The organism is Empedobacter sp. UBA3239 (assembly GCF_002362875.1).
Taxonomy (GTDB): domain Bacteria; phylum Bacteroidota; class Bacteroidia; order Flavobacteriales; family Weeksellaceae; genus Empedobacter; species Empedobacter falsenii_B.
Genome location: NZ_DEVJ01000077.1, coordinates 1 through 13,043, shown reverse-complemented (window position 1 = coordinate 13,043; position 13,043 = coordinate 1). Strand labels below are relative to the sequence as shown.

11 protein-coding genes and 1 tRNA gene are annotated in these 13,043 nt (G+C 31.9%); 4 read left to right on the top strand and 8 right to left on the bottom strand.

The window, feature by feature from the left end; genetic code table 11:
* The first annotated feature begins 3 nt into the window (after nt 1-3).
* The gene (locus tag B4G36_RS11755) at nt 4-777 is read left to right on the top strand and encodes a class I SAM-dependent methyltransferase (RefSeq protein ID WP_171621818.1); all 774 of its coding nucleotides are present in this window, start codon (nt 4-6) and stop codon (nt 775-777) included.
* Between the two features lie 62 nt (nt 778-839).
* Here the strand turns inward: B4G36_RS11755 and B4G36_RS11750 are convergent, their stop codons facing one another.
* The 5 genes from B4G36_RS11750 to B4G36_RS11730 all read right to left on the bottom strand — a co-directional run bounded on the left by B4G36_RS11750 (nt 840) and on the right by B4G36_RS11730 (nt 7,190).
* Complete coding sequence (locus tag B4G36_RS11750; RefSeq protein WP_284583209.1) at nt 840-1,574, bottom strand: GLPGLI family protein; 735 nt, start codon at nt 1,572-1,574, stop codon at nt 840-842.
* A gap of 18 nt (nt 1,575-1,592) precedes the next feature.
* Nucleotides 1,593-2,627, bottom strand: coding sequence for a hypothetical protein (locus B4G36_RS11745; RefSeq protein ID WP_291064135.1), 1,035 nt, complete (start codon nt 2,625-2,627; stop codon nt 1,593-1,595).
* Between the two features lie 367 nt (nt 2,628-2,994).
* On the bottom strand, nt 2,995-3,516 hold the full coding sequence (locus B4G36_RS11740; RefSeq protein ID WP_291064134.1) for a hypothetical protein: 522 nt from the start codon (nt 3,514-3,516) through the stop codon (nt 2,995-2,997).
* Nucleotides 3,517-3,923: 407 nt separating this feature from the next.
* Complete coding sequence (gene polA, locus B4G36_RS11735; RefSeq protein WP_291064133.1) at nt 3,924-6,761, bottom strand: DNA polymerase I; 2,838 nt, start codon at nt 6,759-6,761, stop codon at nt 3,924-3,926.
* A gap of 96 nt (nt 6,762-6,857) precedes the next feature.
* On the bottom strand, nt 6,858-7,190 hold the full coding sequence (locus B4G36_RS11730) for a 2Fe-2S iron-sulfur cluster-binding protein (protein ID WP_286495515.1): 333 nt from the start codon (nt 7,188-7,190) through the stop codon (nt 6,858-6,860).
* A 143-nt stretch (nt 7,191-7,333) separates the two neighbouring features.
* Between B4G36_RS11730 and B4G36_RS11725 the strand changes: the two genes are divergently transcribed.
* Nucleotides 7,334-8,125, top strand: a complete 792-nt coding sequence (locus B4G36_RS11725; protein ID WP_286495514.1) for a TIGR00266 family protein — start codon at nt 7,334-7,336, stop codon at nt 8,123-8,125.
* 112 nt (nt 8,126-8,237) lie between these two features.
* Nucleotides 8,238-9,683 (top strand): DUF5723 family protein, encoded by a 1,446-nt coding sequence (locus B4G36_RS11720; RefSeq protein ID WP_291064132.1) that lies wholly within the window; start codon nt 8,238-8,240, stop codon nt 9,681-9,683.
* Nucleotides 9,684-9,744: 61 nt separating this feature from the next.
* Here B4G36_RS11720 and B4G36_RS11715 read toward each other — a convergent pair whose 3' ends face one another.
* The 3 genes from B4G36_RS11715 to B4G36_RS11705 form a co-directional block, all read right to left on the bottom strand.
* On the bottom strand, nt 9,745-10,797 hold the full coding sequence (locus B4G36_RS11715) for an NAD(P)/FAD-dependent oxidoreductase (RefSeq protein WP_115001902.1): 1,053 nt from the start codon (nt 10,795-10,797) through the stop codon (nt 9,745-9,747).
* Between the two features lie 148 nt (nt 10,798-10,945).
* Nucleotides 10,946-11,019, bottom strand: a tRNA-Met gene (locus tag B4G36_RS11710).
* Between the two features lie 203 nt (nt 11,020-11,222).
* Nucleotides 11,223-12,404, bottom strand: a complete 1,182-nt coding sequence (locus B4G36_RS11705; protein ID WP_291064131.1) for a pyridoxal phosphate-dependent aminotransferase — start codon at nt 12,402-12,404, stop codon at nt 11,223-11,225.
* A 111-nt stretch (nt 12,405-12,515) separates the two neighbouring features.
* On the opposite strand from B4G36_RS11705, the gene tpx reads away from it, so the two are divergent.
* Nucleotides 12,516-13,016 carry a thiol peroxidase gene (tpx, locus tag B4G36_RS11700; RefSeq protein ID WP_291064130.1) on the top strand — a complete coding sequence of 167 codons (501 nt, stop codon included), beginning with the start codon at nt 12,516-12,518 and terminating at the stop codon, nt 13,014-13,016.
* The last annotated feature ends 27 nt before the right edge of the window (nt 13,017-13,043 follow it).

The following is a 13,043-nucleotide window of genomic DNA, read 5'->3' as shown; positions in this document are numbered from 1 at the left end:
TTTGTGAAAAAGCTTTTAAAAAAAATCATGAATATTCTACCTCGTCCTTTACTGATTCAAGGTAGTTATATTATTCGTCCAGTTTTGGTTTGGTTCATGAAAGGAAATCGTTTCGTAGACCCAATAGATGGACAAGGTTATTACAGTTTGTTGCCTTATGGTTACGAAAAACAACGCGATAACGTGCTTTCTCCCGGAACTTTTTCGTTAGAAAGACATCGTTTGATGTGGTTATACCTCAAAAATGAAACTTCTTTTTTTACAGAAAAAGCAAAAGTTTTGCACATCGCACCTGAACAATCTTTTATCAAGCGTTTTCGCTCAATGAAAAACCTTGAGTACATTACAAGTGATATCGAGTCGCCTTTAGCCGATGTAAAAGCTGATATTTGCGATTTACCTTTTGGAGATGATACATTCGATATTGTTTTTTGTAATCACGTATTAGAACATATTCCTGATGATCACAAAGCTATGAGTGAATTATTTCGTGTGATGAAACCTGGTGGTTGGGGAATTTTTCAAGTTCCTATTTCGTATCAACGTGATGTGACTTATGAAGATCCAACGGTAACATCGAAAGAAGAACGAAAAGAAAAATTTGGACAATATGACCACGTTCGTGTCTATGGTTTAGATTATTACAAACGTTTAGAAGATGTAGGGTTTATCGTAGAAAAAGTTGATTATACCAAACAAATTCCGTCAGAAGATGTTCAAAAATACTGTTTAGAAAAAGGAGAAATTTTACCAGTTGTTCGCAAACCAATGGTATAATTCAAAAAAAATAGTCAAAACTAAAGCGTTACCTTTTATGGGTAACGCTTTTATTTTGGAAACTATTTTTCTACACCCTCATTTGATGATTTTCTTATCGAGTTTAAATCATCTTGCATTTCTTGAAAGGTTAAGATTTTACCTTTTGTTGGTAAAGTGATATCAAGTTTTTTAGTCAAAATTTCCAATTGATTAATTTTAAAAATCGTTTTGAAATATGGTGTAATAATTTCAGTTTGCAGAATCAAACCTGGCAAATTCGCAAAATTATACGGACCATCTTTGTACTTTATTTCTGGCGAATACCAAGCTATAAATGTATTTCCTTCCTTATCTTCTCCAATCGCTTTCACGACATTATAACCATTAATCACCGCTTTTTCTTTCGTTAATTGCCAATTAAAATCAGGTATATTTTCTTTAACCAAATACGTTTTGACGTTAATATCAAATTGTTTATAATATTCATTTTTTGAAAAATCTTTGTACAATGGATTTTTTTCAGAATCCAAAATCTCTTGCACAACCATATCCGATTCATCTTGTGCATTATTTATTTTCGTATCAGCTTTGAAGATAGATAACACATTGTTACTTTCTAAAATAAAATCTACAAAAATACCTCGGTCAATTGCAGACTTGAAAGCGGCTTGTAAATTTTTGGGAAACATATCTTTGGATTGTTCGTAATCAAAAATAAATTCGGCTTTATACGTCGCTCTAATACTTTCTTTTTCTGACTGAGCAAAAAGATTAACTCCTAAAAATAATGTAATTCCTACAATTATATTTTTCATTTTATTGTGATTTTTTTATTATTTAAAACTTCTACGGATATCCATTTTTTCATTCACCGATTTATTGAATTCTGGAAAAGGTTGCGTGTTATAATCATTTACGATTATACTAAAATTCATATCTAAATCTGTTTTTTCATCATCTTTTTCATAAGTAGTGTTCCAAATTGCAGACGTTTCTTTCAACAACCAATTCCCGTTATGAGGACGATATTTATAAACAACTTTTGCTTCTCTTAAAAATTCATTTTCTGAATATTTAGTTTCCGGAATAGTCGTTTCCCAATAAAACTCAACAACAGCAAATGTATCTTTATCAATTGTCAGAAATACATCTCTTGATTTTGTTTTTATTGTAACTTCATAAACAAAACTATCTCCATATTTTGTTAATGATAAATTAGATTCTTCATATTTCTTTTCCTTTAATAAGTATACAAATTGCTTAATATATTTTTCTTTCAAATAAATACTCTCCAAATAATAAATCAAACGAATATTTGAATTTGGTTCTCGTCCACTTTTTATTTCGTTGTTTACAATTCCTTTTGATTTAATTTTCAAATCTCCTCGTTTAAATTTAAACTGTAAATCTGCATCAATAAAATCCCGTTCATTATTATTAAATAACAAATCTTGTTGAAAATTAACTAAGAAATAATATTGTTCAATATTAAAGTTCTTATCATAATTATCATAAACTTTCTGTAGAACATCTTCGGCTTTCAAGTTTGTAACAAAAGCTTCTTTCAACTCAACTTCGGAAACTTTTTCGAGTTTGATGATCATTTCTGGTTTCAATTCTGAAACCTTAATTATCGCATCTTGATAATCTTTTTTCGAAACGATTAATTCATCATTTTGCGTAACATTACTTAAATCAACAACAGCTTTTCCTTCTTGATCCGAAACAAAATTCTTTGTCGAATTCTTGAAATATACATCTGCATCATCAAGCGGTAAATTACTCGAAAAATCGGTGATTTTTATGTTTACGATTTGAGCATTTACACATATCGCAAATAATGTAAATAAGTAAAATAGTTTTTTCATATAATTTAAAATCAATAATGAATTAAAGATATATTTTAATCTCGTTAAGAATTTGTTAATCAGAATATTTTATAGATATTTTAACAAAAAAAAGCGCTACTAAAAAGTAACTCTTTATAATTATTGTAAATAATATTTTTCTCATGAGCAGTACAATAAAAGCGATATAAAGAAAAAAGGAGTGTTGTCAGAAAACTAATGTTATGGAAAAGAATACTTTAATTCAAAATTACTCTTACAAGATAAAAAAATTGTTAAATTTGTTCTACCAAAAAGGAAGGAGAAAGAGGCAACGTGAGGACATGGTAACGAAACAAATAAGCTTGGTTAAAATTTAACCAAGCTTATTTTGTTATTAAAATTTCACTTATTTTTTTGATTTAAAACCCAAACCTTCAAATTCTAGAGTAACTGTTGATTCCTTTTTGCATTCTGAAGAACAATGAGAACAACTGCAATTACCTCCCCATATAGAAGCATCACAACCTTGTGAACAATTTGTAGATGTGCATTTACAAGTTAATCCTTCGCTCATTAAAAGAGTATTATCAGGATTTGCTGTAAAAACATGTGCAATACTTACACCTTTATCTGTTTTACCTCTTAAAACATACATTCTTTTTGATTTTTGTTCTTCTGATTTTTCATCATTAGATAATTCTCTTAAAGAAATATTCTTAAGTTGATCTTCTTCCTTTAAATTAACATCTTTTTTTATTTTACTTATAATTTCTTCACCACTTAAAATATTTTCAACATTAAATTTTGATGAAGAAAAATTATTTTCCATTGGTTTTAATGTATCAATATTTTTTGCTGTTATATATTCAGCAGTCTCACATGATAATAACATAATAAACGTAAAAATAAAACATAATACTTTTTTCATAATAATTTAATTTATAACTAGTTATAAATATAATAAAAAAATAATTGTTTTGTTAGAAATGCTAAAAAACCTTTCATCCTCTATTTAAAAGAAAAATAATGGTGTGTGTTTTTTGTGTCCTTTCAAAAAAATCCTTTTACATAGGTTTGATATTGTGTCAGCAGTAAAAAAATCAATCTGTTGACTTTTTTATATATAAAATAAAATGAAAATGGATTTTGAAAATTTAATCTCTATGATAATTGATTCGGAATATACTCCGAAAATCATTCAAATGATAATAACAACTGGATGGAATTTATTTGATAAGTATTTAATGAAAAAATTAGAAAACCAACCAAAAAAACAATTACAACCAATCCAACGAAAAATAATAACAAAAAAACAATATTGTAACAGTTAAAATTTTAGTGCGCTTCTAACCAATTTGCTCCTACTCCGACTTCTGCAATTAACGGAACATCCATTTGCATTGCAGCTTCCATAGTCGATTTGATTAATTCAGAAACTTTTTCAACCTCATCTTTTGGTGCATCAAAAATTAACTCATCATGCACTTGTAAAATCATTTTGGTTTTATAATTTTTCTTCAATTCTTTCTGAATTTGAATCATTGCCATTTTCACGATATCAGCCGCAGTTCCTTGTATTGGTGCATTTACAGCATTTCGCTCAGCATGCGAACGCACTACTGCATTTCTCGAATTGATATCTTTCAAATAACGGCGACGTCCCATTAACGTTTCTACAAAACCTTGGTCACGAGCAACCTCAACTTGTTTTTCGATATACGCTTTCAACGTTGGGTAAGTTTCATAATACGCATCAATCAATGCTTTGGCTTCTTTACGCGAAATATTTGCTTGATCTGCTAAACCAAAAGCCGAAACACCATAAATAATTCCGAAGTTTACCGTTTTCGCTTGACTACGTTGTTCACGCGTCACCTCATCTAAAGCTACATTGAAAACTTTTGCGGCAGTAGAAGCGTGAATATCTTCTCCATGTTTGAAAGCTTCTACCATTGCAGGATCTTGTGACATTTGTGCAATCAAACGCAATTCAATTTGCGAATAATCGGCAGAAATAATCACATGATTTTCATCTCGCGCAACAAAGGCTTTACGAATTTGCTGACCTTCTTCTGAACGAATTGGAATGTTTTGTAAATTCGGATTTACAGAAGACAAACGTCCCGTTGCAGCAACCGTTTGCGCGTATGTTGTATGCACGCGACCAGTTTTTGGATTCACCAATTCTGGCAACGCATCAATATAAGTCGATTTTAATTTTTGTAATTGACGGTACTCTAAAATATCATTGATAATTGGATGCTTATCTTTCAGTTTTGATAAAATTTCTTCTCCTGTTGCGTACTGACCTGTTTTGGTTTTCTTCGCTTTTGGATCTAATTGTAATTTATCAAACAAGATTTCTCCCAATTGTTTTGGCGAATTAAGATTAAATTCTTCTCCAGCATCTTGCTGAATTTTTGCTTCTAATTCTCTTAATTTCGCTTCGTGTTTTACCGAAAGTTCTTTCAAGAACGGAACATCCAAATTAACACCTTCCAATTCCATATCAGCCAAAACTTGCATCAATGGCATTTCAAGATTAGTGAATAATTTGTGTGTATTTGCTTTGATTAATTCTGGTTCGAAAAGATTTTTCAACTGATTTGTAATATCAGAATCTTCTACTCCATATTCAGTTTGCTCCATCAACGGAACATCACGGAAATTCTTTTGATTCTTTCCTTTTTTTCCAATCAAACTTTCGATTGAAACTGGTTGATAGCTCAAATATGTTTCTGACAACACATCCATATTGTGACGCATATCTGGATTAATCAAATAATGCGCAATCATCGTATCAAAATTCTGGCCTAAAACAACAATGTCATATTTGTTTAATACTTTGATATCATATTTTAGATTTTGACCAATTTTCGAAATTGATTCATCTTCAAAAAATGGTTTAAATTCGTTGATAATTGCTTTTGTTTCCTCGAAATCAGTTGAAAAAGGAACATAATAACCTTTTCCTTTTTCCCAAGAAAATGAAATTCCAACCAATTCAGCTTCTAAAGCATCCAAAGAAGTTGTTTCCGTATCGAACGTCACTTCTTTTTGTTTCAGAATATTTTTCAACAATAATTCTCTTCCTTTTTTCGTATCGATTAATTGATACAAATGATTGGTTGTTGAAATATCTGTAAAAGCTGAATTTTGTGGAACGATTTCTTCATCAGACGTAAAATCGAACAATGATTGTTGAGCCATTTGCACTTGATTCGAAGAAATCTGACTTGCCGCAGAAATTTCTTCTTGCGCTTCTTTGATAATTCCCGAAACATCCAAACCATAAATTCTGTAAACCGTTTCTAACATACGACGGAATTCTAACTCCGTGAAAAGTTCAGTAACTTTTTCTATATCTGGCGGGCAAACCGTTAAATCTTCTTCATCAAATTCTACAGGAACATCTGTAATAATCGTTGCTAATTTCTTCGAAAGAATTCCAAGCTCTTTATTCTCTTCAATCTTTTCTTTAGCTTTCCCTTTCAGCTTATCTGTATTCGCTAAAAGGTTTTCCAATGATCCAAATTCTTTCAAATATTTACTTGCCGTTTTTGCTCCAACACCTGGTAAACCTGGAATATTATCCACAGCATCACCCATCATTCCAAGGTAATCGATAACTTGAATTGGATCGTCGATTTCAAATTTTTCTTTTACTTCTTCAATTCCCCAAATCTCAACACCTTTTCCATTTGCAGCAGGACGATACATTTTAATTTTTTCCGTTACCAATTGCGCAAAATCCTTATCGGGTGTCACCATATAAGTTGTATAACCAGCTTTCTCTGCTTTCTGTGCTAATGTTCCGATCACATCATCTGCTTCGTAACCTTCGGCGAAAAGTACTGGAATTTTTAACGCTCGTAAAATATCTTGAATATACGGAACGCCTTGACGAATGGCTTCTGGCGTTTCATCACGATTTGCTTTATATTCAGGATAATCTACCGTACGAACTGTTGCTTGACCAACATCAAAAACAACCGCCAAATGCGTTGGTTGTTCACGTCGAATGACATCGAACAAGGAATTCGTAAATCCCATAATTGCCGATGTATTGAAACCTTTTGAGTTGATTCGTGGATTTTTGATAAATGCATAATACCCTCTAAAAATTAAGGCATAAGCATCTAACAAAAAAAGTCTTTTATCTAATTGATTCATTTAATAAGTTTTAAGTATTACGCCAAACGTTTTACGCTAAACGATAATAACAAAATTGTAACGTAGAACTTATAACGTACCACGTAAAACTAAAATTTAATATTCTGGTGCTAATTCAACAACTAATCCATCCATTTCATTCGAAAGATGTAACTGACAACCTAAACGTGAATTATCTTTCACATTAAATGCCTCTGCTAACATTGCATCTTCATCAGGCGTCATTTCTGGTAATTGAATTTCTGGTGTTAACACATAACATTGACAAGAAGCACACATCGCCATTCCACCACAAATACCAATGGTTCCTTCTGGTGCTAATTCGTAGGCGCGCACAAGCTCCATGATATTCATATTCATATCAGTAGGCGCGTCAACTTCGTGCGAAACACCTTCTCTATCTATAATTGTAATTTTAATATCTGCCATAATACTTTTTCAAGTTAAACAAAAATACGGATTGTTTACTTTCAAAAAAAGAATATACCTCATTGGTTCATATTTAATACTAATTTTAAATAAGAACTGTTACGAATTACGAATTTTGTCGACTAATTAGTAAAATTAAAAAAATGAATTCACACGAAATAGATTATAAAATTTACGGTGAAGAAATGCAATTTGTCGAAATTGAATTAGATCCACAAGAAACTGTTGTAGCAGAAGCAGGTAGTTTTATGATGATGGATGATGGTGTAAAAATGGAAACAATTTTTGGCGATGGTTCTCAACAAAGTGGTGGAATTTTCGGAAAATTATTAAATGCCGGAAAACGAATGTTAACAGGTGAAGGTTTGTTTATGACTTCGTACACAAATTACGGACAAGGAAAAAAGAAAGCGTCTTTTGCTGCACCATATCCAGGAAAAATTGTTCCGATAGATTTACCAGAAGTGAACGGAAAATTTATTTGCCAGAAAGATGCTTTTCTTTGTGCTGCAAAAGGAGTTTCGGTTGGAATTGAATTTAATCGAAAATTAGGAACTGGACTTTTTGGAGGAGAAGGTTTCATTATGCAAAAATTAGAAGGTGACGGAATGGCTTTCATTCATGCTGGTGGAACATTACATCGTCGTGTTTTACAAGCTGGCGAAGTTCTGAAAGTTGATACAGGTTGCATTGTTGGTTTCGAACAATCTGTTCATTACGATATCGAATTTATAGGCGGAATTAAAAATACATTTTTCGGAGGAGAAGGTGTTTTCTTTGCTACATTAAGAGGTCCTGGTGTTGTATATATACAATCTTTACCTTTTAGCCGATTGGCTGATCGTATTATTGCACATGCACCTTCTGCAGGCGGTTCTTCACAAGGTGAAGGTTCTATTTTAGGAGGTTTAGGAAGATTAATTGATGGTGATTAAAATTTAATTTTATAAAGAAGGGTTTCAAATTGAAACTCTTTTTTTTGAGCTGTACGTAAAACCGTAATTTATTCCAATTGATTTTTCTTATTTTTAATAAAAATTTCATCATTTGAAAAAACTTCTATTAACCGTTATTTTTTGTTCAGGATTTACGTTTGGACAAAATATTTTATCTTTTAGTAATGATCAATATAGCGGGATTAACGGTAGTGTTTTTTCTCCGACAACTTCATATTTTAACCCGAATAAATGGGATGTTAATATTATTTCTGAGGATATTTTATTCAGAAATGATTACGCTTACATATCCGATCAAAACGTATTAGGTTTAATAAAAGGTGAAACAAAATCAGCAAATATAAAAGCTGGAATAAGAGGAGAAACGCATTCTAATATTTTAGATTTCGCAACTAGAAATACGATTTCTTATCATTTGGAAAATGATCTTCTGGGACCTTCCATTTCTTTTAAAAAGAAAATTAATAATCAAACTTATCGTCTTGGAATTTTCACTCGACTTCGTACACAAGGTTCTATTAAAGATTTAGATAATTATTTTCGTTTTAGTAATCAGAATGAAATAGAACCCAAAAATTATGCGTTTGAACCAACAAAGACAAATGCAATGAATTGGGCTGAATTAGGCTTAAATGTTGCGACAAATTTGTATACAACTAATACTTCTGAAGTTATTATTGGGGCAAATATTAAATATCTTTTGGGTTTAGATGGCGCGTATATCAAAAGTAAAAACGCGATAAAATTAGAAGCTGAACCAACTATAACAAGTACAATCGACAATCCTGATGCAAATATTTATGCGTCAAATTATGATATAAAAGCAGGATATTCTACCAATTATGATTTTGATCGAGATAAATATGTTTTACGAAATAGAGGAAATGGAGTTGGAATAGATTTAGGAATTTCTTTTGTGAACAGAAGAGCGAATGATGAATTATATGATTTCAAATTTTCGGCAAATTTATTAGATGTTGGATTAGTAAAATTCAGAGGCGATAACCATCATTTCTACAATCCCTCGCAAAGAGTTCAAATTCGTAATAATCCAAAATTAGATGAAGTTGAATTTGAAAGTGTTGATCAATATTTAGGACTTTTGAGCAAAGAAGTTTATGGTGATGAAACAAAATCTAAAACGGGAAATAATTTTTCGATCGGTTTACCAACGAGTTTACATCTTAATCTGAGTAAAAAAATTATTGAAAATCATTACTTAAATTTCAATTGGATGCAACGAATTCCAGTTTTCGAGAATAGTTTGAAACGTATCAATGTGCTACAAACTTCTTATACTATCCAAAAAAATGGATTTGGAATTGGACCTTCCCTTTCTATCTATGATTATGAAAATATAACATTTGGTGGGTATGTAAGAATTGGCCCTCTAATTTTGGGCAGTGATAATGCAATTCCAATCGTTTTTAAACAGAAAAAATTAACTTCTGCGAACTTTTATTTTGGATTAAAATTTTATCCTTTTTGGGACAATGAAGCCAAAAGACGAAGTAGAGAACCTTGTGAATGTGAATAAAAAAAACCTTTTACGCAAAACGTAAAAGATTTAAAAAATATTTCTATTTATTTTGTTAAAATTAGTCAATAGCTTTGACAACCGCTTTTTCGGCTTCTTTTCTTGTCCCGTCGAAACCATCAACACCAGAAACAGTTGTGTATTTCAAGACAAATTTTTTCCCAGGATTCATTCTATTGTAAACAGACTGACACATTAACGTTGCTTCATGGAAACCACATAAAATCAATTTCAATTTTCCTGGATAAGTATTTACGTCTCCAATCGCGTAAATTCCTTCGATATTTGTTTGATAATCTAACGCATTATTTACTTTAATAGCATTTTTCTCAATCTCCAATCCCCAATTTGCAATAGGACCTAGTTTTGGAGAAAGACCAAACAATGGAATAAAATAATCTGTTTCAAGTTCAAAAGTTTCACCTTCTTTTTCAATTACCAAACTTTCCACTTTTCCTTCACCTTTGATTCCAGTAATTTCAGCTGGAGTAACCAAATTAATTTTTCCAGCTTTTTTCAATTCAATTACTTTATCAACAGAATCTAACGCTCCACGGAACTCATTTCTTCTGTGTACCAACGTAACTTCCGCAGCCACATCAGCCAAGAAAATCGACCAATCCAAAGCAGAATCTCCACCACCAGCAATTACGATTTTTTTATCACGGAACAGTTCAGGATTTTTTACAAAATACTCCACTCCGTTTTCTTCATACGCTTCGATGTTTTCGATAATTGGCTTACGAGGCTCAAAAGATCCAAGACCACCTGCAATCGCAACCGCTTTTCCTTGCACTTGCGTTCCTTTATTTGTTGTTACAATAAAAGTTCCGTCTTCTTGCTTATCGATTGTTGCAGCTTGTTCGTTCAATGTAAAACCTGGCTCAAATTGTTTGATTTGCTCCATTAAGTTATCAATCAATTCACCTGCACCAACAGAAGGATAACCAGGAATATCAAAAATTGGTTTTTTTGGATACAATTCTGTCAATTGCCCTCCTGGTTGAGGAAGTGCATCAATAATATGACATCTCATTTTTAATAAACCTGCTTCGAAAACGGCAAAAAGACCAGTTGGTCCAGCTCCGATTATAACTATATCTGTTTGAATCATTTTTTTGAATTTTATTTAGAACGTTACTAAATTGAATGCAAATTTAATGAATTTGAAAAGATTAATCGATGATTATCATCAGAAGTCTAATAATATTTATTGATAATAAAAAAGACAAATTCGATAATGAATTTGTCTTTTGAATTTGTAGCGAAGAGCAGAATCGAACTGCCGACCTCAGGGTTATGAATCCTGCGCTCTAACCATCTGAGCTACCTCGCCTTGTTTTTAGTGGTGCAAATATAAGAGGTTATTTTCGATTAAAACAAATCTTTTTTGAAATATTTTCAATAAAAAGTCGCTTAAATAGGCTAATCAATTGAATTTCATTAAAATTAAAATCACATTTTTTTTAAGAAAATATCATCCACAAAAAAATCCTCAAGTTAAACTTGAGGATTTTGATATTTTATCTATTTTTCTACTTACGCTAAAGCATTTTTGATACGTGTCATTGCTTCTTTCAACTCTTCTACAGACGCCGCATACGAGATACGAATACAATTTTTAGACCCGAAAGCCGAACCAGAAACAACTGCAACTTGTGCATGCTCTAATAAATATAAAGCTAAATCATCTGCATTGTTAATTGTAACGCCATTGTATGTATTTCCGAAAGTTGCCGTAACATCTGGAAATAAATAGAAAGCTCCTTTTGGTTCGTTTACTTTGAACGTTGGAATTTCTCTTGCCCAACCTAACATCAATTCACGACGTTCTGCAAACGCATCAACCATGTATTGAACAGAACTTGGATCTGCTTCTAAAGCCGTAATTGCAGCACGTTGCGCGATAGATGTTGCTCCCGAAGTTACTTGCCCTTGTAATGTTTCGCATGCTTTTGCTAACCAAGCTGGCGCTCCAATGAAACCGATTCTCCATCCTGTCATCGCAAAAGCTTTTGCTAATCCGTTAATTGTTACCGTTTGGTTATAAACTTCTGGGAAAGATGCTATCGAAACATTTTTTTCTCCGTAAACAATGTGCTCATAAATCTCGTCCGAAATAATAATCACATCTGGATATTTTGCTAAAACCTCAGCTAAACCTTTCAATTCTTCTCTTGTGTAAACTGATCCTGACGGATTACAAGGAGATGAATAAATAATTGCACGAGTTTTATCTGTAATTGCAGCTTCTAACTGTGCTGGTGTAATTTTGAAATCAGCTTCTAAAGTTCCTTCTACAAAAACTGGCGTTCCTCCTGATAATTCTACGATATCTGAATAAGAAACCCAATAAGGTGTTGGAATAATCACTTCAGTTCCTTCATCTACAATTGCTTGTAAAACATTATAAATAGATTGTTTTGCTCCAGTAGAAACAACAACTTGATTTGCTGTATATTCAATATTGTTATCACGTTTAAACTTCTTACAAATTGTTTCCTTCAAATCTGCATACCCTGCAATTGGAGGATATCCTGAATAATTTTCGTCGATAGCTTTTTTAGCTGCCTCCTTGATAAAATCTGGTGTATTGAAATCTGGTTCTCCAATACTTAAACTAATCACATCGATTCCTTGTGATTTTAATTCTCTTGCTTTCGCAGACATTGCAATAGTTGCAGATGGTTTCAAATTCTGTAAACGCTTTGAAAGTTGCATAATATTTGTGTGTTATTTGTAATGTAACAATTTATTGTTGCGAAGATACTTTTTTCTCCGTAGAATTTTGTTACTTTTAATCATTAAAAATCTAGAATAAAACAAAAAATTATGGCTGAAATTACATTCAAAGGAAATCCTATTCATACAGGCGGAGATTTACCAACAGTTGGTGAAAAAGCCCCAAGTTTTGCTTTAACAGCAGGCGATTTAAGCGACAAAACATTGGCTGATTATGCTGGGAAAAATGTTGTTTTAAATATTTTCCCAAGTGTTGACACTGGTGTTTGTGCGCAATCTGTACGAACTTTTAACAAAGAAGTCTCTTCTGCTGCAAATACAGTTGTGTTATGTATTTCGAAAGATTTACCTTTCGCTTTATCTCGTTTTTGTGCTGCCGAAGGTTTGGATAATGTAGTCACTTTATCTGATTTCAAAAATGAAGAATTCGCAAATGCTTATGGTGTAAAAATGGTTGATGGACCATTAAATGGATTATTATCTCGCGCAGTTGTAGTAATTGATCCAAATGGAGAAGTTGCTTATGCAGAACAAGTTCCTGAAATTGGACAAGAACCAGATTACACACATGCTTTAGCTGCAATTAAGTAATCAAAATAGTGTAACGTCCTGAAAAAA

What these genes read in the sequence shown, in the direction of transcription:
- B4G36_RS11750 (WP_284583209.1), bottom strand. Translation starts at nt 1,574, where the DNA reads ATGAAAAATATAATTGTAGGAATTACATTATTTTTAGGAGTTAATCTT.
- B4G36_RS11745 (WP_291064135.1), bottom strand. Translation starts at nt 2,627, where the DNA reads ATGAAAAAACTATTTTACTTATTTACATTATTTGCGATATGTGTAAAT.
- B4G36_RS11740 (WP_291064134.1), bottom strand. Translation starts at nt 3,516, where the DNA reads ATGAAAAAAGTATTATGTTTTATTTTTACGTTTATTATGTTATTATCA.
- polA (WP_291064133.1), bottom strand. Translation starts at nt 6,761, where the DNA reads ATGAATCAATTAGATAAAAGACTTTTTTTGTTAGATGCTTATGCCTTA.
- B4G36_RS11730 (WP_286495515.1), bottom strand. Translation starts at nt 7,190, where the DNA reads ATGGCAGATATTAAAATTACAATTATAGATAGAGAAGGTGTTTCGCAC.
- B4G36_RS11725 (WP_286495514.1), top strand. Translation starts at nt 7,334, where the DNA reads ATGAATTCACACGAAATAGATTATAAAATTTACGGTGAAGAAATGCAA.
- B4G36_RS11715 (WP_115001902.1), bottom strand. Translation starts at nt 10,797, where the DNA reads ATGATTCAAACAGATATAGTTATAATCGGAGCTGGACCAACTGGTCTT.
- B4G36_RS11705 (WP_291064131.1), bottom strand. Translation starts at nt 12,404, where the DNA reads ATGCAACTTTCAAAGCGTTTACAGAATTTGAAACCATCTGCAACTATT.
- tpx (WP_291064130.1), top strand. Translation starts at nt 12,516, where the DNA reads ATGGCTGAAATTACATTCAAAGGAAATCCTATTCATACAGGCGGAGAT.